The sequence below is a fragment of the Serratia sp. A07 genome (assembly GCF_058725505.1).
Genome location: NZ_JBZXDO010000021.1, coordinates 40,046 through 64,757, shown reverse-complemented (window position 1 = coordinate 64,757; position 24,712 = coordinate 40,046). Strand labels below are relative to the sequence as shown.

Below are 24,712 nucleotides of genomic sequence, written 5' to 3'. Positions count from 1 at the left end.
GTTTACCATGAGCAAAAAACTGACTGGCTTTGAAAAAAAGCGCCGGTGGGGGTGGCTATGGCTTTTGCTGCTGGGGATTATCCTCGGCGCGGCGCTGTTGGCCGGGACCGCCACCGTCTTCCATAAAACCAGCGATACCGCCTTCTGCGTTTCCTGCCACACCATGCAACAACCGCTGGCCGAATATCAGGGCAGCGTCCACTTCCAAAACACCAAGGGCATCCGCGCCGAGTGCGCCGACTGCCACGTGCCGCACCAGCCGATTGATTACCTGTGGACCAAAATCCGCGCGGTGAAAGACATTTACGGCGAGATGGTCGGCACCATCGATACGCCGGAAAAATACGAAGCGCACAAGCTGGCGATGGCGCAGTCGGTCTGGAAAACGCTGAAAGAGAACGACTCGGCCACCTGCCGCTCCTGCCACAGCTACGACGCCATGGACATCACCGCCCAGCGCCCTGAGGCGCGCCTGCAGCACCCGGTGGCGATCAAACAGGGCGAGACCTGCATCGACTGCCATAAGGGCGTGGCCCACATCCTGCCGGACATGAGCGGCGAAACCCAGGCCGGCGCCGCCGAGCTGGCGAAGGCCGCGGCGCTGACCGCACCGGACGCCACCACCCTTTACACCATCGCCACCGAGCCGTTCTTCCTCGGCGCCAACGACAGCCATAACGCCGGCAACCTGATGCCGTCCACCGAAGTGCAGGTGGTGAAGCAAGAGGGCGACAAGGTGCTGGCCACCGTCAGCGGCTGGCAGCAGGACGGCGTCAGCGAAGTGTTCTACGCCGCGCAGGGCAAACGCATCCTCAGCGTGCTGCTGGGTGAAGACGCGCGCCAACAGCTGAAGACCGCCTCCACCCAGACCGATGCGGAAACCGGCCTGGTCTGGCATCAGGTTTCTCTGCAGGTGTGGCTGCCGCGTAAACAGTTGATCGACGATCAGCAAAAAATCTGGCGCTACGCCGCGGACATGATGTCGGCCAACTGCACCGGTTGCCACGGGCTGACCGCGCTCGATCGCTTCAACGCCAACCAATGGATCGGCGTCATCAAAGGCATGGCGCCGCGCACCTCGCTGACGCAGGAACAGCTGCGCGTGCTGACGCAATACGTACAAAAACACGCCAGCGACATGCCACCTGCCGCACCGGCCAAGCTTTAAGGGAGAAGCGCAATGAGCAACCAACAACCGTTAACAATGAGCCGCCGCCGCTTCCTGACCGGGGCCGCCGCGCTGGCCGCCGCCCCGCTGCTGGCAGGCTTATGGCCCAAAGCGGCGCTGGCGCAGGCCATCAGCGAAGCGCTGCCGCAATTCATCGTCTTGCGTCAGGCGCAAAAAGGCATTCTGACCGGCGCCCACTGGGGCGCATTCGAGGCCATCGTGCAAGACGGCAAGATGGTCGGCGTGCAGCCGGTGCAGGACGATCCGTACCCCAATGAGCTGATCACCATGGCGCCTTATCAGGTGCACGCCGAGAACCGCATCAAATACCCGATGGTGCGTAAAAGCTGGCTGGAAGGCGGCCCCGGCAGCCATACCGAGCTGCGCGGCCGCGACGAGTGGGTGCGCGTCAGCTGGGACAAAGCGACCGAGCTGGTGTGCAATGAGATCGTTCGCCTGCAAAAAGATCACGGGCCGCAGTCGATCTACGCCGGTTCCTACGGCTGGAAAAGCGTCGGCATGCTGCACAACAGCCGCACGCTGCTGCAGCGCCTGATGAACCTGACCGGCGGTTTCCTCGGCTACGCCGGCGACTACTCCACCGGCGCGGCGCAGGTGATCATGTCGCACGTGGTCGGTTCGATGGAGGTCTACGAACAGCAGACCGCCTGGCCGAACGTGATCGAGAACAGCGAGCTGGTGATCCTGTGGGGCTGCAACCCGATGGTCACGCTGAAAAACAGCTGGAACGTGCCGGATCACGTCGGCCAGACCGGCTTCGAGGCGCTGAAGAAGAAAGGCACCCGGGTGATCAGCATCGATCCGGTGCACAGCGACAGCGCCAAATTCGTCAATGCGCAGTGGATCGCCCCGCGTCCTTATACCGACGGCGCCATGCTGATCGGCATCGCCCACACGCTGCTGACCGAGAAGCTGCATAACCCGGACTTCCTGAAAACCTACACCGTCGGCTTCGACAAGTTCCAGGCCTACCTGCTGGGCGAGAGCGACGGCGTGGCGAAAACCGCCGAATGGGCGGCCGACATCAGCGGCGTCGATGCCGACACGCTGCGCGGTCTGGCGCGCGAGATGGCGAAGCATCGCACCATGATCATGGGCGGCTGGGGCATTCAGCGCCAGCACCACGGCGAACAGCAGCACTGGCTGCTGGTGACGGTGGCGGCGATGCTCGGCCAGATCGGCCTGCCGGGCGGCGGCTTCGGCTTCAGCTACCACTATTCCTCCGGCGGCAGCCCGACCGCCAAGGGCGGCATCATCGCCGGCATCTCCGCCGGCAACGCGCCGAAGAACTCCCCGGCGCCGATCCCGGTGGCGCGCATCGCCGAATGCCTGAGCAATCCGGGCAAAACCATCGACTTCAACGGTGCCAAGGTCACTTACCCTGAGGTGAAAATGGTGTATGTGGCGGGCGGCAACACCTTCCACCAGCATCAGGACACCAATAACCTGGTCAAAGCCTGGCAGCGGCCGGACACCATCGTGGTCAACGAGCCTTACTGGACCGCTACCGCCAAGCATGCCGACATCGTGCTACCGGCCACCACCAGCTACGAGCGCAACGATCTGGAAATGGGCGGCGACTATTCGCAGCTCTATGTGTTCCCGATGCATCAATGCGTGCCGCCGCAGCACGAGTCGCGCAGCGACTTCGACATCTTCTCGGCGATGGCGGCCAGGCTGGGCGTGCAGGAGGCCTTTACCGAGGGCAAAGACGAAACCCAGTGGCTGAAAGGCATGTACGACGACATGAAGAACCAGGCGCGCGCGGCCCGGGTGGCGCTGCCGCCGTTCGACATGTTCTGGCAATCCAACAACTACGTGCGCTTCCCGGTGCCGGAGGCCAACACGCAGTGGGTGCGCTTCGCCGACTATCGCGACAACCCGCTGTTGAACCCGCTGGGCACGCCGTCGGGCAAGATCGAGATCTACTCCGACGCCATCGCCAAAATGCATTACGAGGATTGCCCCGGCATCCCGACCTGGATGCCGCCGCACGAGTGGTATCGCGGGCCGGAAGCGGCCAAATATCCGCTGTCGCTCAATACCGCGCACCCGACCAACCGGCTGCACTCTCAGCTCGACAACACGCCGCTGCGCGAGAAATACGCGGTAGCGGATCGTGAAGCTATCCTGATCCATCCGCAGGACGCGCAGCCGCGCGGCATCAGCGGCGGCGATCTGGTGCGAGCGTTCAACGATCGTGGCCAGATCCTGGTGGGCGCGGTGGTCAGCGAAGACGTGCGACCGGGCGTGGTGCGCATCAGCGAAGGTGCCTGGTTCGATCCGGCCGATCCGGCGCAACCCGGCTCGCTGTGCAAGAACGGCAACGTCAACTGCCTGACCTTCGACATCGGCTCTTCCAGCCTGGCGCAGGGCAACTGCGGGCAGATGGCGCAGCTGCAGATCGAGAAGTATCGGGGGCCGGTATTGAAAAATACCGCGCACGCGGTGCCACAAGGCGCCTGATTTAGCGGCAAGCAAAGGGGCGCGACGCGCCCCTGAGGTTGATGACAAACCTCATGTCATTGCCCGGTTTGCAGAAAGCAGCGGATAACAAACAGGGAAAATCAATAAATTGATTTTCGGCTGATGACCACAAAGGAGGAAAAACCACGTTTTTTCCTCCTTTGTCAACGGTCTGGGGGGCGCGACGCGCCCCTTTTTTCTCGTCGCCGCACGACATATCCGTTTACCCTTCGCCGCAAGGGAGCGGTTTGCGTTTCATTTCAACGGGCGTATGATGCGCGCGACCTTCCTTTTTTGACGAATTCTCAACCACCATGCCGACTTCATCCGCAATAACGCGACGCGCGCCCGATCTCACTTCGCTGGCCTTTTTGGCGGTGGCGTTCCTGACCGGCATCGCCGGCGCCCTGCAAACCCCGACGCTGAGCCTGTTTCTGGAAACCGAGGTCAAGGTACGGCCGGCGCTGGTCGGGCTGTTCTTTACCGGCAGCGCGGTGATCGGCATTCTGGTCAGCCAGTTTCTCGCCGGCCGTTCGGATAAACAAGGCGACCGCAAATCGCTGATCTTCCTCTGCTGCATGCTGGGTGCGCTGGGGTTCACGCTGTTCGCCTGGAACCGCGACTATTACCTGCTGCTGATTGTCGGCGTGGTGCTCACCAGCTTCGGCTCCACCGCCAACCCGCAGATGTTTGCGCTGGCACGTGAGCATGCCGACCGTACCGGCCGCGAGGCGGTGATGTTCACCTCCATCATGCGCGCCCAGGTCTCCCTGGCCTGGGTCATTGGCCCGCCGATCGCCTTCGCGCTGGCGCTGGGCTTCGGCTTTAAGGCCATGTATCTGGCGGGCGCGGCGGCCTTTGTGCTGTGCGGCCTGCTGGTGTGGAAACGGCTGCCCTCGATGCCGAAAACCGCGGCGACGAACGCGCCCCTGGCCGCACCGCGGCAGCACCGCCGCGATTCGCTGCTGCTGTTCGTCGCCTGCACCCTGATGTGGACCGCCAACAGCATGTACCTGATCAACATGCCGCTGTACGTGGTGCACGAGCTGCGGCTACCGGAGCGGCTGGCCGGGATATTGATGGGCGCCGCCGCCGGGCTGGAGATCCCGGTCATGCTGCTCGCCGGACTGGCGGCGAAGCGCTGCGGCAAACGCCGCCTGATGCGCGGGGCGGTGGTCGCCGGCGTGCTGTTCTACTGCGGCCTGCTGTTTATCACCGGCAGCTGGCAGCTCATCGCCCTGCAGCTGCTGAATGCGGCGTTTATCGGCGTGCTGGCGGGGATCGGCATGCTCTATTTTCAGGATTTGATGCCCGGCCAGGCCGGCGCGGCCACCACGCTGTTCACCAACACCACCCGGGTGGGCTGGATCATCGCCGGCTCGATCGCCGGCGCGGTGGCGGAAATCTGGAACTACCATGCGGTGTTTTACGCCGCGCTGGCGATGACGGTGGGGGCCACGCTGTGCCTGTGGCGGTTGAAAGACGCTTAGGGCGCGGTGTCCGCTTCCAGCCTGGCGAGATAAATCAGCGCCTGATCGCGGTGATCGTGGCACATGTCGCGGCTCGGCTGCAGGCTGCCGCACACTTTCGGCCGCAGCGGCGAATGAAACAGACCGCAGCGCAGCTGCTCATCCAGGTGAATGCAGCGGGTATTGGCGGGCTTGCCGTTCGGCATGCCGGGGATCGGGCTGGATATTGACGGCGCGATACAGCAGGCGCCGCAGTCGCTGCGACAGTCCATCAGCGCTACTCCTGGTGGGCTGGGGAAAAGAAGCGCGACAATAGCAGCCGCGCGCGGCGGCCGCCAGCAGAATCCCTGCGCCCCGGCGATCTTTACACTCATCACCCTGCGCCGGCCGGCGTCATCGTATGGCGAATAAACGCCCAACACACCTTGATTTACAGATAAAAACGCGTGAAACGTGCAATTCCCCCGCTTTACATGCGCCATACACCCATGTACCATTGAGCTAGTACAAAAGAACCTCTTCCATCAGGAGCACGCATGTCTACGGACACCATCCAGAAGCTGGCCCGCCCTTCCGTCCTCGGCGGCGCGATGATCATTGCCGGAACCGCCGTTGGCGCCGGCATGTTTTCCATTCCGATCGTCACTTCCGGTGTCTGGTTCAGCGGCTCCGTCGCGCTGCTGGTGTATACCTGGGCCTGCATGTTGCTTTCCGGCCTGATGATCCTCGAAGCCACGCTGCACTATCCGAGCGGCGCCAGCTTCAACACCATGGTCAAGGATCTGCTGGGTAAAGGCTGGAACGCCGTGAACGGCCTGTCGGTAGCGTTCGTGCTGTACATCCTGACCTACGCCTATATCTCCGCCGGCGGCTCGATTATCGCGCATACGCTGGAGGGCATCGTCGGCGTCGGCCAGACCACCGCCGGCCTGGTGTTCGCGCTGGTCGTGGCGTTTATCGTCTGGCTCTCCACCCGCGCGGTCGATCGCCTGAGCACCATTCTGATCGGCGGTATGGTGATCACCTTCGTGATGTCGGTGGGCGACATGTTCACCCATGTGCAGCCTGCGGTGCTGTTCAACACCGACGATGATCAGGCCAGCTATCTGCCTTACGCCCTGGCGGCGCTGCCTTACCTGCTGACCTCGTTCGGTTACCACGGCAACATTCCCGGGCTGGTGAAGTACTACCACAAGGACAGCGGCTCCGTGGTGCGCAGCCTGGTGTACGGCACCCTGCTGGCGCTGGCGATCTACATCCTGTGGCAGTATGTGATTCAGGGCAATATCGCGCGCGACGCCTTCAAGCAGGTGATCGCCGAGGGCGGCAATATCGGCAGCCTGCTCAAGCAAATGGGCAACGTCTCCAGCAGCCAGACCGTCAGCCAACTGCTGAACGCCTTCTCCTATATGGCGCTGGCCAGCTCGTTCCTCGGCGTGTCGCTGGGCCTGTTCGATTACCTGGCGGACTTCTGCAAGTTCAAGGACGACGCCGTCGGACGCAGCAAGACCGCGCTGGTGACCTTTGTGCCGCCGACCCTGGCCGCGCTGCTGTTCCCGAACGGTTTCCTGTACGCCATCGGCTTCGCCGGGCTGGCGGCCACCATTTGGGCAGTGATCGTGCCGGCGCTGATGGCGCGCGCCAGCCGCCGCCGCTATCCACAGGCGGGATACCGCGCACCGGGCGGCAACGGCGTGATCCTGTTCGTCATCCTGTTCGGGCTAATCAACGCCGCCGCGCATATTCTGTCGCTGTTCGGTCTGCTGCCGGTCTTCCACTAATCCCCGCAGGGAGGGCATCTGCTCTCCCTTTCCCGCACTGTTTTTACGCCGGGCTATTGCCTGAAATCAGCGGCGCGAGTACCTTGTCGCAACTTCTCTAATACTCTTCATTGCGGATGAATTGAAATGGCAAGAGCTAACGAAATTAAGCGCGGCATGGCGATCAGCTACAACGGCAAATTGCTGCTGGTAAAAGATATCGACGTGCAGAGCCCGAGCGCCCGCGGCGCCAGCACCCTGTACAAAATGCGCTTCTCCGACGTGCGCACCGGCCTGAAAGTGGAAGAACGCTTCAAGGGCGACGATATCCTGGACACCATTTCCCTGTCGCGCCGCAAGGTGAACTTCTCCTATATCGACGGCGAAGAATACGTGTTCATGGATGACGAAGACTACACGCCGTACATCTTCAAGAAAGACCAGATCGAAGACGAGCTGCTGTTCATTCCGGAAGGCGGTTTGCCGGGCATGCAGGTGCTGACGCTGGACGGCCAGGTGCTGGCGCTGGAGCTGCCGCAGACCGTGGATATGGAAATCGTCGAGACCGCGCCGGGCATCAAAGGCGCTTCCGCCAGCGCCCGCAACAAACCGGCCACCATGGCGACCGGCCTGGTGATCCACGTGCCGGAATACCTCAGCGCCGGCGACAAGATTCGCATTCATATCGCCGAACGCCGCTACATGAGCCGCGCCGACTAGTCGGCGCCAGCGGGGCCGAGTCTCGGCCCCGTTTCCTTTTCCGCTACGGCAATTCCGGGAAAAAGCGCCGCTTGAGCGCCAGCTCGACGCCGCGCAGCTCCGCCAGCCCTTTCAACCGCCCGATGGCCGAATAGCCCGGATTGGTTTTCTTTTTCAAGTCGTCCAGCATCTGATGCCCATGATCGGGGCGCATCGGGATCGGCCGCCGATCGCCTGCCCGTTGCCGACGCAGCTCTTCGGTCAGGATCGCTTCGATCACCGCCACCATGTCCACATCGCCCTGCAGGTGCGCCCCTTCGTGGAAGCTTTTCGGGTTCTCCTCGCGGCAGGTGGCGCGCAGGTGGGTAAAGTGAATACGATCGCCAAAGGTCTCAATCATCCGCACCAGATCGTTATCGGCGCGCACGCCGTATGAACCGGTGCATAGGGTGAAGCCGTTATAAATGCTGTCGACGGTCTGCTTCAGCCACTGCATGTCTTCAATCGTGGAGACGATGCGCGGCAGGCCGAGGATCGGCCGCGGCGGATCGTCAGGATGCACCGCCAACCGGATGCCGGCCTCTTCCGCCACCGGCACGATGGCGCGCAGAAAGGCCGCCATGTTTTCGCGCAGCCGCGCCTTGTCGATGCCGTCGTATTCCGCCAACCGGCGGCGGAACTGATCCAGCGTGTAGCCCTCCTCCGCCCCCGGCAGCCCGGCGATGATGTTGCCGGTCAGCGTGGCTTTCTCCTCCTCGCTCATGGCGGCGAAACGGGCCGCCGCCTGGCTGCGTTCCTGCGGCGTATAGTCGGCTTCGGCGCCGGCGCGCTGCAGGATATGCAGCTCGAACGCGGCGAAGGCTATCTGATCGAAACGCAGCGCTTTGGAACCGTCCGGCAGCGGATAGGCCAGATCGGTGCGCGTCCAGTCGAGGATCGGCATGAAGTTGTAGCAGACGGTATCGATGCCGCAGGCCGCCAGGTTGCGCAGCGACTGCTGGTAATTGGCGATATACCGCCGCCAGTCGCCGCTGTGGGTTTTGATCTCCTCATGTACCGGCACGCTCTCCACCACCGACCACACCAGCCCCTTTTCCGCCAACAGCGCCTGCCGCGCGCGGATTTCGTCGATCGGCCAGACTTCACCGTTCGCGATATGATGCAGCGCCGTCACCACCCCGGTCGCCCCGGCCTGACGCACATCGTCCAGAGAAACCGGATCGTTCGGGCCATACCAACGCCATGTTTGTTCCATGTTTTGTCCTTATGCCTGTCTCGCACCGCAATGCTGTTATACCAGTTTAATTTAGATGTCAGTTATCTTTAACTTACTCTTTCGCCCTGCGCTGTCAAAACAGAACCCCTCATTGGTTGATCCACTTCACGATTCTGGCTTATTTTGGACTGACCAATTCCTTTAACTGGCCGACATCCTTACACTGGTCGCAGTTTTTTATCACCGGTGCCACCCTGCCTGCGCGGCGGAAAACTGGTCTACTAACTTGGCGCAAGTGGCCCGCCAGCTGTCTTACCCGTTTTGGAGATGAGATGAAAACGATCGCCAACACCCCGCTGCCGAGCGCCGTCCGGCAGCCGGACTATGACCGCCGGGCCCTACGCAGCCGCATCGTGCACCTTGGCTTCGGCGCGTTCCACCGCGCGCATCAGGCGCTGCTGACCGATCGGGTGCTGAACGCCCAAGGCGGCGATTGGGGCATTTGCGAAATCAGTCTTTCCGGCGGCGTGCCGCTGTTTGAGGCGCTGCGGCAACAGGATCATCTGTACAGCGTGCTGGAGAAAGGCGCGGACGGCCATCAGGCCATCGTGGTCGGTGCGGTGCATGAGAGCCTGCATCGCAAGCTGGAAGGCATCGCCGCGGTGCTGGAGAAGCTGGCCGAGCCGCAGGTGGCGATCGTTTCGATGACCATCACCGAAAAAGGCTATTGCATCGAGCCCGGCAGCGGGCGGCTGGATAGGCAGCATTCGGGGATCGTCGCCGATCTGGCGTGGCCGCATCAGCCGCAGACCGTGCCGGGCATTTTAGTGGAAGCGCTGCGGCTGCGGCGCGAACGCGGCCTGCCCGCCTTCTCCCTGCTCTCCTGCGACAATATTCCGGAGAACGGCCACGTGCTGCGCCGGGCGGTGCTCGATCTGGCGCAGGCGCGGGATCCGGCACTCGCCGACTGGATCGCCACCGCCGCCACCTTCCCCTGCACCATGGTGGATCGCATCGTGCCGGCCGCCACGCCGGCCACGCTGGATGAGATCGCCGCCGCGCTGGGCGGCGTGCGCGACGAATGCGCCATCGCCTGCGAGCCCTTCATCCAATGGGTGGTGGAAGACAACTTTATCGCCGGACGCCCGGCGTGGGAGCAGGCCGGCGTCCAACTGGTCAGCGATGTACTGCCGTTTGAACACATGAAGCTGCGCATGCTGAACGGCAGCCACTCATTCCTGGCTTACCTCGGTTACCTGGGCGGCTACCGCTATATCAACGAGTGCATGGCGGATGAGCACTACCGCCGCGCCGCCCTGCGGTTGATGCTGGACGAACAGGCCCCGACGCTGAGCGTCACCGGCATCAGTCTGGCCGACTACGCCACACAGCTTATCGCGCGCTTCAACAATCCGGCGCTGCAACACCTCACCTGGCAGATCGCCATGGACGGCTCGCAGAAGCTGCCGCAGCGCCTGCTGGACGCGGTGCGCTGGCATCTGCGGCACGGCGGTGACTATAGCGGGCTGGCGCTGGGCGTGGCGGGCTGGATGCGTTACGTCGGCGGCGTCGATGACGCCGGTCAGCCGATCGACATTCGCGATCCGCTGGCAGACGTGTTGCAACAGACGATCGCCGCCACAACGGACGATCGGCGACGCGTAACGGCGTTGCTGGCGCTGAAATCAGTGTTCGGCGAAACGCTGGCGGCGCATGCGGCGTTTACCGAAGCGGTAACGCAAGCCTATTTGTCCCTGCGCGATCGCGGGGCGCGTGAAACGGTGAAGGAGTGGGTGATGCGGTGAGGAGCCTGCAGGGCCGAGAATAACCATGCCGGCGTAACGTTACGCCGGCATGGCGGAACGACTTAACGATAAACGACCGTCATAACAGCAAGTTTTTTCTGTTGGTCTACCCACTTCATTTCGGTTGTGCCTAGATTTAGCGGAAGTTCTTTGCGTGTAGCATCAAAACCTGACAACGCTTGCTGGGCCTGATAACGCTGGCCGTTGCGGTAACATTGCGTATTCGCCTTAGAATCTGCAATATTGACCGTGCAAGGACTTTCAACGATAGAACCGACGAAGCGAATTACCCCGCCGGCCACTCCTGCATGACTCACTGCCGTCCATGAAAACAACATTCCTACGATCAAAAATAACCGAAAGGTATTCATGGCAACCTCATTTTTAGTTAAGCCAATTTAACCATAGAGGATCTTGTTAGGAATAATCGCAAGGAAAGGGACAGGATTTGATCGTTAATCGCGTCATTAACAATGTAAAAACAAGCTACTAACAAAAGTTAACCGCATCTAATACAGGGTTTTATCTAAGAATTTTCTTGCTTTTAAAGGTGGCTTTTGCCGGTTGAAAAGCGCAGGGTGACGTGCAAAATTTGCGAGATAGAGCACAAATTAAATTGCGGCCGCTTCACCGACAAGGCAGCGTAACTCATTTATTAAGCAAGTTAATTTTTACGCCAGGAATTATTAATGACCAAAACCAATTTGATTACCGGCTTTCTCGGCAGCGGTAAAACCACCACCATCCGCCATTTGCTGGCTCATAAGCCCGAACAGGAACGCTGGGCGGTATTGGTCAATGAATTCGGCGAAATAGGCATCGACGGCGCGCTGCTGGCGGACAGCGGCGCGGTGCTCAAAGAGATCCCCGGCGGCTGCATGTGCTGCGTCAACGGCCTGCCGATGCAGGTGGGCTTGAATATGCTACTGCAGCAGGCCAAACCGGATCGGCTGCTGATTGAGCCGACCGGGCTCGGACACCCGAAGCAAATCCTGTCGCTGCTGACCCAGGAGAGCTATGCCGGCTGGATCGATCTGCAGGCCACGCTGTGCCTGCTGGATGCCCGCCAGCTCAGCCAACCCCGCTACCGCGACAACGAAAACTTCCGCGATCAGCTGGCCGCGGCCGATGTTATTCTGGCCAGCAAAAGCGATACCTATCAGCCGGAAGACAGGCGGGCGCTGGAAGCCTGGAGGGCGCAAGATCCGCTGCAGCGGCCCTGCTACGCCATCGCGCAAGGCCAAGCGGATGTCGCGCTGTTGTCCCTCCCGCGCACGAATCGTGCAGAATTACCGGACGCGCAGCATCATCATGGTCAGGCGAAAACGCAGGGGCTGGCAGCGCTGCGATTGCCGGAGCACGCCCGCTGGCGGCGAGCGCTGAACGAGGGGCAAGGCTTCACCAGCTGCGGCTGGATTTTTGACGCCGACACCCAGTTCGACACCGTCGGCTTTATGGAGTGGGTACGACTCGCGCCGGTCGAACGCGCCAAAGGCGTGGTGCGCATTCCCGAAGGCACATTGCTGATCAATCGTCAGGGGCAGGATCTCAACATCGAAACCCGCCCGCTCGCGCCGCTCGACAGCCGGATTGAACTGATCCACAGCGAAAATACCGACTGGAACGCCCTGCAATCCGCCTTGTTTAAGATTCGTTTAAGTTAAACCCCGTACCGTTGCCCCCTCGGTTGTCGCAGGGCGGCCGGGTTTTGTTTCGTTTTCATTTTTTCAACAGGTTATGTCATGACACGCCGCAATTTACCCTTCATTCTCTTCTTTAACTTACTGGGCGTTGCGCTGTTTCTGTCCTGGTTCCTGCCGGCCAATCACGGCGGCTGGTTTACCCTGGATTCGGCGATTTTTTTCTTCTTTAACCGCCATCTGGCTACCGACCCGGCATTTTTGCATCTGGTCGCCATCACCAATAACCGCGCGTTTGATGTCATTTCGCTGCTCGCCATGGGTCTGCTGTATCTGTACTTCTACCTGAAGCAGGACGCCGCCGGCCGCCGCCGCCTGGTGATCACCGGCGTGGTGATGCTGCTGACCGCCGTGGTGCTGAATCAGCTTGGCCATCTGCTGCCGGTGAAACATCCGAGCCCTACCCTGACCTTCGACAATATCCATCGCGTCAGCGAGCTGACCGGCATCCCGACCAAGGACGCTTCCGGCGACAGCTTCCCCGGCGACCACGGCATGATGCTGATTATTTTTTCCTGCTTTATGCTGCGCTATTTTGGCCGCGGCGCCTTCGCCGTCGCCCTGCTGATTACGCTGGTCTTCTCATTGCCACGCGTGATGATTGGCGCCCACTGGTTTACCGATATCGCCGTCGGTTCGCTGTCCGTGGTGCTGGTTGGCGCCAGTTGGGTGCTGATGACGCCTTGCAGCGACTGGATTGTCGATCGGTTGAATCGCCTGTTGCCTGGCAAGCACCGCCCCGGCCAACCATAACGTGCGGCTATGACTCATACCGGGAGGCCCACGCCTCCCGTGCCCTACCCCCGCGCCGCGCGCAAAATTTCACCGCCGCCCGTTAACGCTTTTGCAACCTGATTTCACGCCAGATTCATACATCGGACAATTGGCGTTTTTTATATGAAGATTTACTTTATGTTACATCACAAATTCATATAAAAAAGACGGGAAAAAGGCTCGCAATCCCCTATTTGTTCCGGTAATCTCAGATGCGTTTGTGCCTGGTTTAAGTCGAATCAGTATGGAATCCGATAAAAATGTGCGTTCTCGCACGTTTTCAACGGTAACTGGTTGTCGATGCAACAGGTGCGGACTAGGCTCGTTCCGTTTGGCATTTTTCAGGTAGCGACTTTCGTCGTTAAGGACTTCAAGGGAAAACAACAACAATGGTCAAATCTCAACCGTTTCTGAGATATTTTTTGCGGGTAGTCCCTGCAATTGCCGCGGCGGTTATGCTGTCAGCGTGCAGCTCGACTCACACTTCGAACTTGAATAACGCACAAACTGAGATGCGTGCAGTTAATGACAAAGACGGTCTTTTACTGCAAGCCTCTCAGGATGAATTCGAAGCGATGGTCCGCAACGTTGACGTCAAGTCAAAGATTATGGATCAGTACGCGGACTGGAAAGGCGTTCGCTACCGCTTAGGCGGTGACACCAAGCGCGGCATCGATTGCTCGGCGTTTGTGCAGCGTACCTTCCGCGAACAGTTCGGCATGGATTTACCGCGCTCTACCTATGAACAGGAAGATCTCGGCAAGAAAATCCAGCGCACCAAGCTGCGCGCCGGCGATTTGGTGCTGTTCCGCGCCGGCTCTACCGGGCGCCATGTCGGCATCTATTTAGGCAACGATCAATTCGTTCACGCCTCCACCAGCAGTGGTGTCATGATTTCCAAGCTGACCGATAACTATTGGGACAAACGTTATCGAGAAGCGCGCCGGGTGCTGACCAGCGGCTGACGGCGCATCGCCTTGAAGATTCCGAATACCAAACGAGCGATAAGCGCCGCCTACGGGCGGCGTTTTTTTTGGCGGTTGAACAGGTGCCCTCGCGCTTGGTCCCTGGCTTATCGTCACCTCTCCCCGCTTAACGCCGCCGCACGCCATTATTTTGATAAACTGTTGGCAGGAAATCGCGCCGTCGAGGAAAAACTCGCCTATTATCGTCAGATGACGGCAACGGCGCCCCGGCGTTATTTAAAACGTTTCCGCTTAGAATAGGCGCATTATATTTCTGTCGGCGACGCCGCGTATTTAAACGGCGCCGCCGGTTGGTACGGGATAAAAAGGCAAAAATGAAAAAAAAGCCGTTGGTACAATCCATTAACTGGCTGTGCGACACCCCTGACGCCCTGTTGCAGAGGACTCGGTTATGGGCTTGAAAAGGGCTTTCGCCCGCAGCGTCTCTCACCGACAGCGCAGCCTGGCTAAAAGCGGCGTCGCCGCTCTGGTATTTTTTACGCTATTCACCGCGGTCACGCTTTCTTTGATCAACCACCAGCGCACGCAATATCAACATAAAGTCGAAGCGCGTACGCAAAAGTTCACGCTGGGTTATATCTCGCATCTGACGGCCGTGATGCAGCAAATGATGCCGCTGTTGGACAAGCCTTGCCTCTCCAGCCAGTCGGACATTACCTACCAGGCGGCCTTTACCAGCGGCGTGCGCACCTTTCTGTTGGTGAAAGACGGCTACGCCTATTGCTCCTCCGCCACCGGCGACATGATGCTGCCGATGAAAAACCTCTATCAGGACATCGACTGGGATCTGCCTTTGGATCTCAAGCTGCAGCAGGGCACGCCGATCGTGCCAAATAAGCCTGCGGTTGCGGTTTGGCTGCGGCATCCCGGCGAGCAGGCCACCGGCATCCTCGCTACGCTGGACATCGATCTGATGCCCTATCTGCTGTTCACCTCGCACGACGAACAGGCGCCGGGCATCGCCATCGTGATGGGCAATCGCGCGCTGACCACTTTCAGCCCGAACCTGATGCCGGTCGATCAACTGCCGAAAGGCAAGGCGGATAACCTGACGCTGCCCAATCTGCCGTTGACCATCATGTTCTACAACGAGAAGCTGACGCCCAACGACATTCGCCTGACGCTGTTGGGCAGCCTGGTGCTGTCATTGATGATCGGCGTACTCTGCTACTACATGCTGCTGCTGCGGCAAAGCCCGGAGCGCGCGCTGCTGCGCGGCATCAAGCGCAACGAGTTCTTTATCGAATACCAGCCGGTGTTCCACACCGACAGCAACAGCATCGGCGGGCTGGAAGCGCTGATTCGCTGGCAGCATCCGATCGAGGGCCGCATCCCGCCCGATGTCTTTATCCCCTACGCCGAAAGCAACGGGCTGATCGTGCCGCTTACCCGCCAGCTGTTCAGGCTGATCGCCGAAGATGCGCCGCAGCTTGCCAAAGCGCTGCCACGGGGAGGTAAAGTCGGCCTCAACATCTCCCCCGCCCACCTTAGCGCACCGTCCTTCCACCAGGACGTGTATGAACTGTTGGCGCAGCTGCCGGGTGATTACTTTACGCTGGTGTTTGAAATCACCGAGCGCGGCATGGTGGAAGAAGAGAGCGCGCTGGCGGAGTTTGACTGGCTGCACAAACAGGGCATCGAGATCGCGGTAGACGATTTTGGCACCGGGCACAGCGCGTTGATCTATCTTGAGCGCTTCACCATGGATTACCTGAAGATCGACCGTGGCTTCGTCAACACCATTGGCCAGGACACGGTCACCGCGCCGGTGCTGGATGCGGTGATCTCGCTGGCGAAAAAGCTGAAAATGCTGACGGTGGCCGAAGGCGTCGAAACCGCCGAGCAGATGCAGTTCCTGCAAGAACACGGCGTCAACTTCATGCAGGGATACTACTTCAGCAAGCCGCTGAGCATCGACAACTTCGTCGCCTACTGCAATGCTCATCAGGTCTTTGATTATCAGGCAAAAAAATAGTTAATCTTTAAGCATCTTTACCCTGCGCTCACCCGAAGAATGTTATGCTGGGCGCAGGTTGTACTTTATTCCACAGCAGGAGCTTACCGTCCGATGTCCGTGCGCATTTTCGCTGCTCTGGTGCTCTCGGCACTGAGCTTCGGTCTGCAGGCCGAAGCCCTCAACGAAAGCTACGCTTTCGCCCTTCTCGGTGAACCGAAATACGCCACCGACTTCAGCCATTTCGACTACGTCAACCCGGCGGCGCCCAAGGGCGGCGACGTACGGCTTCCGGCCATCGGCACCTACGACAACTTCAACCGCTTCGCCACCCGTGGCGTGCCCGGTGAACGCACGATGGAGCTGTACGATACGCTGTTCACCAACTCCGACGACGAACCCGGCAGCTATTATCCGCTGATTGCCGAATCGGCCCGTTTCCCGGCCGACATGCGCTGGATGGAGTTGGATATCAACGCGCGCGCCCGCTTCCAAGACGGCAGCCCGATCACCGCCGCCGACGTGGCCTTCACCTTCAATAAATTCATGACCGAAGGCGTGCCGCAGTTTCGCTCCTATTACAAAGGCGTCACGGTCAAGGCCATTTCCCGGCTGACGGTGCGCATCGAGCTGCCTAAAGCCAACCGTGAGCAAATCCTCAGCCTGCTCAGCCTGCGCGTATTGCCGGAAAGCTTCTGGAAAAACCATAAGCTCAACGAACCGCTCAGCACCCCGCCGCTCGCCAGCGGCCCGTATAAAATCGGCGATTACCGCCTCGGCCAGTACATCACCTACCAGCGAGTGCGCGACTACTGGGCCGCCAACCTGCCGGTGAATCGCGGCCGCTATAACTTCGACAGCATTCGCTACGATTATTACCTGGACGATAAAGTGGCGCTGGAAGCCTTCAAGGCCGGGGCTTACGATTTCCGCATCGAGCCGTCGCCCAAAAGCTGGGCCACCCAGTATCAGGGCGGCAACTTCGCGCGCAACTACATCATCAAGCAGGACGAGACCAACCAGGCGGCGCAGAATACCCGCTGGCTGGCGTTCAACCTGCAAAAACCGCTGTTTGCCGATCGCCGGGTACGGGAAGCGATTGGCCTGGCTTTCGACTTCAACTGGATGAACAAGGCGCTGTATTACAACGCTTATCAGCGCGCCGACAGCTATTTCCAAAACACCGCCTACGCCGCCCGTAGCTACCCGGACGCCGCCGAACTGGCCTTGCTGGCACCGCTCAAAGGCCAGATACCGCCGGAGGTGTTTACCAGCATCTACCAGCCGCCCTCCTCCGACGGCAGCGGCAACGATCGGCAAAATCTGCTGAAAGCGACTCAACTACTGAAAGAAGCCGGTTGGGTGGTCAAAAATCAAAAGCTGGTCAACGCCAAAACCGGTCAGCCGTTCACCTTCGAACTGATGCTGCTGAGCGGCAGCAACTTCCAGTACGTATTACCCTTCCGCCACAACCTGCAGCGGCTGGGCATCGAGATGCAAATTCGCGAGGTCGACGCCTCGCAATATACGCGCCGCATGCGCGAGCGCGATTTCGACATGATGTCGACGGTGTACATGGCGATGCCGTTCCCCAGCGCCGATCTGCAAATCCTGTGGGATTCGCAGTACATCGATTCCAGCTACAACACGGCCGGCGTCAAAGATCCGGCGGTCGACAGCCTGGTCAGGCAAATCGCCGCCCATCAGGGCGACGAAAAAGCCCTGCTGCCGCTCGGCCGCGCGCTGGACCGGGTGCTGACCTGGAACAACTACATGCTGCCGATGTGGTACTCCAACCACGATCGCTACGCCTATTGGGACAAGTTCTCCACGCCGCCGATCCGCCCGGCCTATGCGATCGGCTTCGACAACTGGTGGTACGACGTCAACAAGGCGGCGCGTTTACCGGCTCAACGGCAATAAGGAGTCGGAATGGCGGCCTATCTGATACGCAGACTGTTATTGGTGATCCCCACGCTGTGGGCGATCATCACCATCAACTTTTTTATCGTGCAAATTGCGCCCGGCGGCCCGGTCGATCAGGCCATCGCCGCCATTGAGCTGGGGCACGGCAGCGGTTTTGGCAGCGGCGGCGCAGGTGAAGGCCTGGGTCATGCCCGGGCGGGCATCGCGGCTGGCGACGGCCAATACCGCGGTTCGCGCGGCCTGGATCCGGAGGTGATCGCCGAGATCACAAAACGCTACGGCTTCGACAAACCGCTGCACGAACGCTACTTCACCATGCTGTGGAACTATATGCGCTTCGACTTCGGCGACAGCCTGTTTCGCGGCGCTTCGGTGATGCAGCTGATCGGCCAGAGCCTGCCGGTCTCCATCACGCTGGGCCTTTGGAGCACGCTGATCATTTACCTGGTGTCGATCCCGCTCGGCATCCGCAAGGCCGTCCACAACGGCAGCGCCTTCGATACCTGGAGCAGCACGCTGATCATCATCGGCTACGCCATTCCGGCTTTCCTGTTCGCCATCCTGATGATCGTGCTGTTCGCCGGCGGCAGCTACCTCGACTGGTTCCCGCTGCGCGGCCTGGTGTCCAGCAACTTCGACACCCTCTCGTGGCCGGCAAAGATCGCCGACTACCTGTGGCACATCACCCTGCCGGTGCTGGCGACGGTGATCGGCGGCTTCGCCACCCTGACCATGCTGACCAAGAACTCGTTCCTCGACGAGATCCGCAAGCAGTACGTCACCACCGCCCGCGCCAAAGGGCTGGATGAGAAAAAAATCCTCTACCGCCACGTGTTCCGCAACGCCATGCTGCTGGTGATCGCCGGTTTTCCGGCCACCTTTATCAGCATGTTCTTCACCGGCTCGCTGCTGATTGAGGTGATGTTCTCGCTCAACGGCCTGGGGCTGCTGGGCTACGACGCCACGCTGCAGCGCGACTACCCGGTGATGTTCGGCACGCTGTATATCTTCACCCTGATCGGCCTGCTGTTGAATATCCTCAGCGATATCACCTACACCCTGGTCGATCCGCGCATTGACTTCGAGGCCCGCCAATGAGCCGCCTTAGCCCGATCAACCAGGCGCGCTGGGCGCGTTTTCGCCGCAACCGCCGCGGCTACTGGTCGCTGTGGATCTTCTTGGTGCTGTTCACCCTGAGCCTGGCCGCCGATCTGATCGCCAATGACAAACCGCTGTTGGTGCGTTATGAAGGCCGGTTGTACCTGCCGTTTATGATTAACTACAGCGAAACCGCCTTCGGCGGCGAGCTGAACACCGAAGCCGACTATCAGGATCCGTTCGTACAGCGGCAGATCGAACGGCACGGCTGGGCGGTTTGGGCGCCGATCCGCTTCAGCTACGACACCATCAACTTCGCCACCGAGGTGCCCTTCCCCTCGCCGCCTTCGCGCCACAACCTGCTGGGCACCGACAGCAACGGCGGCGACGTGCTCGCTCGTGTTCTGTACGGTTTTCGCATCTCGATGCTGTTCGGCCTGGCGTTGACGCTGTTTTCCAGCCTGATCGGCGTGTGCGTCGGCGCGACCCAGGGGTATTACGGCGGGCGTTTCGATCTGTGGGGGCAGCGCTTTATCGAAGTGTGGTCGGGCATGCCGACGCTGTTTCTGATCATTCTGCTGTCGAGCATCGTCCAGCCCAATTTCTGGTGGCTGCTCGGCATCACCATCCTGTTCGGCTGGATGAGCCTGGTGGGGGTGGTGCGCGCCGAATTCCTGCGCACGCGCAATTTTGACTACATCCGCGCCGCGCGCGCCATGGGCGTACCGGATCGGGTGATCATGTCCCGCCATATGCTGCCCAACGCCATGGTGGCGACGCTGACCTTCCTGCCGTTTATCCTGTGCGGCTCGATCACCACCCTGACGTCGCTCGATTTCCTCGGTTTCGGTCTGCCGATAGGCTCGCCGTCGCTCGGCGAATTGCTGCTGCAGGGCAAAAACAATCTGCAGGCGCCGTGGCTCGGCATCACCGCCTTCCTGGTCTTGGCGGTGCTGCTGTCGTTATTAATCTTTATCGGCGAAGCGGTACGCGACGCCTTTGACCCCAGCAAGGCGCATTGATATGGCCACTCCTTTGCTCGCTATTCAGGATCTCAGCATCGCCTTTCGCCAGGGCGACACCGTCACGCCGGTGGTCAACGCACTCTCGCTGCAAATCGCGCCGGCGGAAACGCTGGCGCTGGTAGGAGAATCCGGCTCCGGCAAAAGCGTCACCGCCCTGTCGATACTGCGCCTGCTGCCCGCGCCGCCGGTGGTTTACCCTGCCGGTGATATCCTGTTCAACGGCGACTCGTTGCTGCATGCACCGGAAGCGGCGCTGCGCAAGGTGCGCGGCAATCAGATCGCGATGATCTTTCAGGAACCGATGGTGTCGCTTAACCCGCTGCACACCATCGAAAAACAGCTCGCGGAAGTGCTGATGCTGCACCGCGGCCTGCGGCGCGAAGCCGCGCGCGCAGAGATCGTCGAATGCCTGGAGCGCGTCGGTATCCGTCAGGCCAAAAGCCGGCTGCAGGATTACCCGCATCAGCTGTCCGGCGGTGAACGCCAGCGGGTGATGATCGCCATGGCGGTGCTGACTCGCCCGAAACTGCTGATCGCCGACGAGCCCACCACCGCGCTCGACGTCACTATCCAGGCGCAGATCCTGACGCTGCTGCAAGAGCTGAAGCAGGAGATGGGCATGGGGCTGTTGTTCATCACCCATAACCTGAATATCGTGCGCCGCCTGGCGGACAACGTGGCGGTGATGCGTCAGGGGCGCTGCGTGGAGCAAAACGGCCGTGCGCAGCTGTTCAGCCGGCCGCAGCATCCTTACACGCAGCAGCTGCTGGCCGCCGAGGACGTCGGTGAACCGCTGCCGCTGCCTGCCGCGGCCAACGGGCGCCCCGGCGATGAGCGGCCGCTGCTCAAGGTGGAAGATCTGCAGGTACGCTTCCCCATCCGCCGCGGCCTGCTGCGCCGCACGGTGGATTATCACTATGCCTTGAAATCATTGAGTTTCGAGCTGCGCGCCGGGGAAAGCGTGGGGCTGGTGGGGGAATCCGGCTCGGGTAAAAGCACCACCGGGCTGGCGCTGCTGCGCCTGTTGGCCTCGCAGGGCGCCATCTGGTTCGACGGCGAACCGCTGCACCCGCTCACGATGAAGCAGATGCTACCCTACCGCAGCCGGATGCAAATCGTCTTCCAGGATCCCTACTCCGCCCTGAACCCGCGCCTGAACGTGCAGCAAATCATCGCCGAAGGGCTGGAAGTGCACCAGCGGCTTAGCACAGAGCAGCGGGAACAGCGCGTGATCGAGGTGTTGCAGGAAGTCGGCCTGGATCCGCAGCTGCGCCACCGCTATCCCACCGAGTTTTCCGGCGGGCAGCGCCAGCGTATCGCCATCGCGCGCGCGCTGATCCTGCAGCCGCAGCTGCTGATCCTCGACGAGCCGACCTCTTCGCTGGATAAATCGGTGCAGGCGCAGATCCTGACGCTGCTGAAATCGCTGCAGCAACGCCACCGACTGGCTTATCTGTTCATCAGTCATGACCTGCAGGTGGTGCGTTCGCTATGCCACCAGGTCATCGTGTTGCGCCAGGGAGAAGTGGTTGAACAGGGAGACTGCCGGGCGATTTTCGCGGCGCCCGCCGCCGACTATACCCGTCAACTGCTGCAGTTGGCGGATTAGCGGCGAATTCTAGAAGGGGTATTGCGCGCTGAGCGGTTCGGCGATCGCGGCGCCGACGTTTTTCAGGCGGCACATGGTGGCGCTCTCGTCGCTGCGCTGCACGAACAGGCAAGGCTCGCCTTCCCATTCGACGATCGCGCAGTCGACCTGAATCTCCTGCAGCGACAGATTGAGCTGTTGCATTACCTGCCAGGCCTCGGCCCCTTCATGGCTGAGTAACTTCAGCCCAATCAGGTTGTTATCTTCGTCTATTCCGTTAAACGGAATCGGTTCAACCTTCACGCCGGTGAAACCAGATAGCCAACGATAACTTTGCGGCAAGCGATGCACTACCGAAAGTTGGATACTCTCCACATGAAATCCCTAGATTGAAAAGGTGAAACACTTTTACCTGACAGGGTTACTAAGTTATAGCCGCTGACTCCCGACTCTGCCGCGCACAAATGTTATTTAAATGTAAATTTTGCCGCTAGCCATTAACTTGACCCCGTGCTTGCCGATGCCGTGCCATTTTTTGGCGCGCCGTGCGGTGTTATTTCACGGCATTTTGCGACTCAGCTCGCATTTTTGCGTTATATGTAACCCTTTCCCGCAGCGATCTCAACTCTTTTTTCTTGCAATGCGACTACTTTTCCGTCGCCATATTTTTACAATGAAGAAACATTTAGCCCACCACGTTAGCGCAGCCTCCCCTGCTAATGCCTTGATTTACATCAATCCTAATACAAACCCTCCGCAGCGCTCAGCCGACAGAACGCTGCGCCTCCCGAGGAATATTAGGCGATGCGGCGGTGGAATTTTTTAACAAAAAACACACAGAGGGAAAAATGACCAGTTGATTAGCTTGCGTATATTTAGCAACAAAATTTCAATTGCCAGTTGCACCCTGAAATGGCAGGGCGCAACCCTATGACGATGCGGGGCGACACGCCCCGCATTGGGAGAACGTCAGGCCGCGCGATCGCGTGGCCGGCTGGCGTAAAGATAAAACAGCACCGCCACGATGCTGCACAGCGCCATTGAGGTAACCATGGGCCACGCGCTTTTACCCGGCGCCATCGACAGGACCGCCCCCACCAGCGCGCCGATGCTGAAGCGCAACGTGCCGGCCAGCGAAGACGCGGTGCCCGCCATATGCGGGAAGTCATCCAGGATCACCGCCATGGCGTTGGAGGAGATCATCGCGATGCACCCCAGATAGACCGCAACGCCGATCACCAGCGCCCAGAAGCCCAGGCCGACGGCGCTCACCGCCACCAGCCACAGCCCCATCGCCAGCTGTACCAACAGCCCCAGCTTGAACATCTTGACCGCGCCGAACCGCCGCACGTTGCGGCTGTTGATCAGCGTCGTCAGGAACAGGAAGACGATGTTCAGCGCAAAATAGTAGCCGAAATGCTGCGGCGAAACGTGGTTCAGTTCGATGTAGACGAACGGCCCGGCGCTGAGGAACGAGAACATGCCCGCAAACGAGAAGGCGCTGGCGAGCATGTAGCTGAGCACCCGCTTATGGCGGAACAGCGAACCGAAGTTGCCCAGCGTGGTGCGCAGGTGGAACCGCTGTCGCCGCTCTTTCGGCAGCGTCTCCTTGATGAACAGGGCCACCAGCAGTGAACCGATCAACGCCGCGGCGCCCATGGTCCAAAAGATGGCGTGCCAGCTGAACCACAGCAACAGCGCACCGCCGATCATCGGCGCCAGCAGCGGCGCGATGGTCATCACCAGAATGACGAACGACATCATGCGCGAGAACTCATCCTTGGTGAACATATCGCGCATCAGGGCATTGATCACCACGCTGGCGGCCGCCGCCGCCAGGCCGTGCAGGAAACGCAGCCCGATCAGCTGATCGATCGATTGCGCCATGGCGCAGGCGCAGCCGGCGATGGCGAAGATCAGCGTTCCCCACAGGATCACCGGCTTGCGGCCGAGGCTGTCCGACATCGGCCCATAGAACAGCTGCCCGAAGGCAAAGCCGAGCATATAGGCGCTGAGGGTCATCTGCACGCTGCCGGACTCGACGCCAAACTGGGCGGCGATCACCGGCATACTGGGCAGGTACATGTCGATGGCCAACGGCATCAACATGGACAACAGGCCCAAAATGAAAATCAAACCGAGATGAGAGGTTCGGTTCTGTTGCACGTTCCACGACTCCTTAATCGGCCGCAATCGATGATCGGTTTTCAGTCCTGCAGGTGCGGCGCGCCCACGCTGGCGATCTCTTCTTCGGTCAGTGGGCGGTATTCGCCCGGCGCCAGGTCGTCATCCAGCACGATGGCGCCGATGCGCTCACGGTGCAACTCGATCACCCGGTTGCCGACGGCAGCGAACATCCGCTTCACCTGGTGGTAGCGCCCTTCGCTGAGGGTCAGGCGCACTACGCGCTCGTCGACCTGCTCCAGCGTCGCCGGGCGCGTCAGGTCTTTCTCGTTGTGCAGTTGCACCCCTTCGGCGAAACGCTGCGCGGTGTCTTCCGCCAACGGGTGCTCCAGCGTCACCAGATAGGTTTTCTCGCAGTGGTGGCGCGGCGACGTGACGCGGTGCGACCACTGGCCATCGTCGGTCATCAACACCAGCCCGGTGGTGTCGATATCCAGCCGTCCGGCGGCGTGCAGCTTGTACGCGACCGGTTCATCGAGAAAATACAGCACCGTCGGATGATCGGGATCGTCGGTGGAGCAGACGTAGCCCTGCGGTTTATTGAGCATGAAATAGCGCGGGCCGTTCTGCTGCTGCAGCGGATTGCCGTCGAACGCCACTTCTTGCTCCGGGGTCAGTTTGATCGCCCCGCTCTTCACTACCTCACCGTCCACGGTGACGCGTTTAGCCCGAAGTTCGCGCGCAACCAGCGCACGGCTGATGCCTAACTGCTGAGATAAAAACTTGTCCAATCGCATGGGATCTGCTTTGCCTGTCGTTGTTATGATCGCATTGATCGTATTGCCAAAATATGACGCCCGCCGTTGCACCGGGTGCAAATGGCAGGTTCAGGGGGGGAATCGCGTGGGGGAACAGCGATTGCTGTCACACGAG

20 protein-coding genes are annotated in these 24,712 nt (G+C 60.4%); 14 read left to right on the top strand and 6 right to left on the bottom strand.

All coding sequences use genetic code 11. The features are described 5' to 3' along the window. Positions 1 to 7 precede the first annotated feature (7 nt). From AC4PR2_RS19020 to AC4PR2_RS19010, 3 genes are all read left to right on the top strand, one after another. The gene (locus AC4PR2_RS19020; RefSeq protein WP_038876287.1) at positions 8 to 1,168 is read left to right on the top strand and encodes a NapC/NirT family cytochrome c; all 1,161 of its coding nucleotides are present in this window, start codon (positions 8 to 10) and stop codon (positions 1,166 to 1,168) included. 12 nt (positions 1,169 to 1,180) lie between these two features. Further along, a complete protein-coding gene (gene torA / locus AC4PR2_RS19015) occupies positions 1,181 to 3,655 on the top strand; it encodes a trimethylamine-N-oxide reductase TorA (protein WP_070914531.1) in 2,475 nt (824 codons plus the stop codon). Between the two features lie 314 nt (positions 3,656 to 3,969). After that, the gene (locus tag AC4PR2_RS19010; protein WP_060439417.1) at positions 3,970 to 5,145 is read left to right on the top strand and encodes a sugar efflux transporter; all 1,176 of its coding nucleotides are present in this window, start codon (positions 3,970 to 3,972) and stop codon (positions 5,143 to 5,145) included. Here AC4PR2_RS19010 and AC4PR2_RS19005 read toward each other — a convergent pair. Next, a complete protein-coding gene (locus AC4PR2_RS19005) occupies positions 5,142 to 5,396 on the bottom strand; it encodes a YkgJ family cysteine cluster protein (RefSeq protein ID WP_019453627.1) in 255 nt (84 codons plus the stop codon). The two genes, AC4PR2_RS19010 and AC4PR2_RS19005, sit on opposite strands and share 4 nt — an antisense overlap. 264 nt (positions 5,397 to 5,660) lie before the next feature. Between AC4PR2_RS19005 and mtr the strand changes: the two genes are divergently transcribed. Then, positions 5,661 to 6,905, top strand: a complete 1,245-nt coding sequence (mtr, locus tag AC4PR2_RS19000; RefSeq protein WP_443014443.1) for a tryptophan permease — start codon at positions 5,661 to 5,663, stop codon at positions 6,903 to 6,905. Positions 6,906 to 7,031: 126 nt separating this feature from the next. Next, positions 7,032 to 7,604: an elongation factor P-like protein YeiP gene (gene yeiP / locus AC4PR2_RS18995; RefSeq protein ID WP_004935725.1), complete on the top strand. Its 573-nt coding sequence runs from the start codon at positions 7,032 to 7,034 to the stop codon at positions 7,602 to 7,604. Between the two features lie 43 nt (positions 7,605 to 7,647). Here yeiP and uxuA read toward each other — a convergent pair whose 3' ends face one another. Beyond that, positions 7,648 to 8,838: a mannonate dehydratase gene (gene uxuA / locus AC4PR2_RS18990; protein WP_100396392.1), complete on the bottom strand. Its 1,191-nt coding sequence runs from the start codon at positions 8,836 to 8,838 to the stop codon at positions 7,648 to 7,650. Positions 8,839 to 9,131: 293 nt separating this feature from the next. On the opposite strand from uxuA, the gene AC4PR2_RS18985 reads away from it, so the two are divergent. Continuing rightward, a complete protein-coding gene (locus AC4PR2_RS18985; RefSeq protein WP_492175367.1) occupies positions 9,132 to 10,604 on the top strand; it encodes a mannitol dehydrogenase family protein in 1,473 nt (490 codons plus the stop codon). 62 nt (positions 10,605 to 10,666) lie between these two features. Here AC4PR2_RS18985 and AC4PR2_RS18980 read toward each other — a convergent pair whose 3' ends face one another. Then, on the bottom strand, positions 10,667 to 10,975 hold the full coding sequence (locus tag AC4PR2_RS18980) for a YmdA family protein (protein WP_060420188.1): 309 nt from the start codon (positions 10,973 to 10,975) through the stop codon (positions 10,667 to 10,669). Between the two features lie 318 nt (positions 10,976 to 11,293). On the opposite strand from AC4PR2_RS18980, the gene AC4PR2_RS18975 reads away from it, so the two are divergent. The 8 genes from AC4PR2_RS18975 to yejF all read left to right on the top strand — a co-directional run bounded on the left by AC4PR2_RS18975 (position 11,294) and on the right by yejF (position 21,676). After that, positions 11,294 to 12,268, top strand: coding sequence for a CobW family GTP-binding protein (locus tag AC4PR2_RS18975; RefSeq protein ID WP_060420186.1), 975 nt, complete (start codon positions 11,294 to 11,296; stop codon positions 12,266 to 12,268). Between the two features lie 78 nt (positions 12,269 to 12,346). After that, positions 12,347 to 13,057, top strand: a complete 711-nt coding sequence (locus AC4PR2_RS18970; protein WP_038876299.1) for a phosphatase PAP2 family protein — start codon at positions 12,347 to 12,349, stop codon at positions 13,055 to 13,057. A gap of 410 nt (positions 13,058 to 13,467) precedes the next feature. After that, positions 13,468 to 14,043 (top strand): bifunctional murein DD-endopeptidase/murein LD-carboxypeptidase, encoded by a 576-nt coding sequence (gene mepS, locus AC4PR2_RS18965; RefSeq protein ID WP_038876300.1) that lies wholly within the window; start codon positions 13,468 to 13,470, stop codon positions 14,041 to 14,043. Between the two features lie 412 nt (positions 14,044 to 14,455). Further along, positions 14,456 to 16,039 carry a cyclic di-GMP phosphodiesterase gene (locus AC4PR2_RS18960; RefSeq protein WP_060420184.1) on the top strand — a complete coding sequence of 528 codons (1,584 nt, stop codon included), beginning with the start codon at positions 14,456 to 14,458 and terminating at the stop codon, positions 16,037 to 16,039. A gap of 93 nt (positions 16,040 to 16,132) precedes the next feature. After that, a complete protein-coding gene (locus AC4PR2_RS18955) occupies positions 16,133 to 17,941 on the top strand; it encodes an extracellular solute-binding protein (protein WP_330112927.1) in 1,809 nt (602 codons plus the stop codon). A gap of 9 nt (positions 17,942 to 17,950) precedes the next feature. Further along, complete coding sequence (locus tag AC4PR2_RS18950) at positions 17,951 to 19,042, top strand: microcin C ABC transporter permease YejB (RefSeq protein WP_087763381.1); 1,092 nt, start codon at positions 17,951 to 17,953, stop codon at positions 19,040 to 19,042. Further along, positions 19,039 to 20,064, top strand: a complete 1,026-nt coding sequence (locus tag AC4PR2_RS18945) for an ABC transporter permease (protein WP_060420176.1) — start codon at positions 19,039 to 19,041, stop codon at positions 20,062 to 20,064. Before AC4PR2_RS18950 ends, AC4PR2_RS18945 begins: the two co-directional genes overlap by 4 nt. 1 nt (position 20,065) lies before the next feature. Next, the gene (gene yejF, locus AC4PR2_RS18940; protein WP_100396398.1) at positions 20,066 to 21,676 is read left to right on the top strand and encodes a microcin C ABC transporter ATP-binding protein YejF; all 1,611 of its coding nucleotides are present in this window, start codon (positions 20,066 to 20,068) and stop codon (positions 21,674 to 21,676) included. 9 nt (positions 21,677 to 21,685) lie between these two features. Here the strand turns inward: yejF and AC4PR2_RS18935 are convergent, their stop codons facing one another. From AC4PR2_RS18935 to rsuA, 3 genes are all read right to left on the bottom strand, one after another. Then, entirely contained in the window at positions 21,686 to 22,030 is a 345-nt protein-coding gene (locus tag AC4PR2_RS18935; RefSeq protein WP_004935763.1) for a YejG family protein, read from the bottom strand. A gap of 594 nt (positions 22,031 to 22,624) precedes the next feature. Beyond that, a complete protein-coding gene (locus AC4PR2_RS18930) occupies positions 22,625 to 23,821 on the bottom strand; it encodes a Bcr/CflA family multidrug efflux MFS transporter (RefSeq protein WP_047730236.1) in 1,197 nt (398 codons plus the stop codon). A gap of 41 nt (positions 23,822 to 23,862) precedes the next feature. Further along, positions 23,863 to 24,576 (bottom strand): 16S rRNA pseudouridine(516) synthase RsuA, encoded by a 714-nt coding sequence (gene rsuA, locus AC4PR2_RS18925; RefSeq protein WP_060420171.1) that lies wholly within the window; start codon positions 24,574 to 24,576, stop codon positions 23,863 to 23,865. Between the last annotated feature and the right edge of the window lie 136 nt (positions 24,577 to 24,712).

Coding starts and splice junctions, on each gene's coding strand:
- AC4PR2_RS19020 (WP_038876287.1), top strand. CDS start 8: ATGAGCAAAAAACTGACTGGCTTTGAAAAAAAGCGCCGGTGGGGGTGG.
- torA (WP_070914531.1), top strand. CDS start 1,181: ATGAGCAACCAACAACCGTTAACAATGAGCCGCCGCCGCTTCCTGACC.
- AC4PR2_RS19010 (WP_060439417.1), top strand. CDS start 3,970: ATGCCGACTTCATCCGCAATAACGCGACGCGCGCCCGATCTCACTTCG.
- AC4PR2_RS19005 (WP_019453627.1), bottom strand. CDS start 5,396: ATGGACTGTCGCAGCGACTGCGGCGCCTGCTGTATCGCGCCGTCAATA.
- mtr (WP_443014443.1), top strand. CDS start 5,661: ATGTCTACGGACACCATCCAGAAGCTGGCCCGCCCTTCCGTCCTCGGC.
- yeiP (WP_004935725.1), top strand. CDS start 7,032: ATGGCAAGAGCTAACGAAATTAAGCGCGGCATGGCGATCAGCTACAAC.
- uxuA (WP_100396392.1), bottom strand. CDS start 8,838: ATGGAACAAACATGGCGTTGGTATGGCCCGAACGATCCGGTTTCTCTG.
- AC4PR2_RS18985 (WP_492175367.1), top strand. CDS start 9,132: ATGAAAACGATCGCCAACACCCCGCTGCCGAGCGCCGTCCGGCAGCCG.
- AC4PR2_RS18980 (WP_060420188.1), bottom strand. CDS start 10,975: ATGAATACCTTTCGGTTATTTTTGATCGTAGGAATGTTGTTTTCATGG.
- AC4PR2_RS18975 (WP_060420186.1), top strand. CDS start 11,294: ATGACCAAAACCAATTTGATTACCGGCTTTCTCGGCAGCGGTAAAACC.
- AC4PR2_RS18970 (WP_038876299.1), top strand. CDS start 12,347: ATGACACGCCGCAATTTACCCTTCATTCTCTTCTTTAACTTACTGGGC.
- mepS (WP_038876300.1), top strand. CDS start 13,468: ATGGTCAAATCTCAACCGTTTCTGAGATATTTTTTGCGGGTAGTCCCT.
- AC4PR2_RS18960 (WP_060420184.1), top strand. CDS start 14,456: ATGGGCTTGAAAAGGGCTTTCGCCCGCAGCGTCTCTCACCGACAGCGC.
- AC4PR2_RS18955 (WP_330112927.1), top strand. CDS start 16,133: ATGTCCGTGCGCATTTTCGCTGCTCTGGTGCTCTCGGCACTGAGCTTC.
- AC4PR2_RS18950 (WP_087763381.1), top strand. CDS start 17,951: ATGGCGGCCTATCTGATACGCAGACTGTTATTGGTGATCCCCACGCTG.
- AC4PR2_RS18945 (WP_060420176.1), top strand. CDS start 19,039: ATGAGCCGCCTTAGCCCGATCAACCAGGCGCGCTGGGCGCGTTTTCGC.
- yejF (WP_100396398.1), top strand. CDS start 20,066: ATGGCCACTCCTTTGCTCGCTATTCAGGATCTCAGCATCGCCTTTCGC.
- rsuA (WP_060420171.1), bottom strand. CDS start 24,576: ATGCGATTGGACAAGTTTTTATCTCAGCAGTTAGGCATCAGCCGTGCG.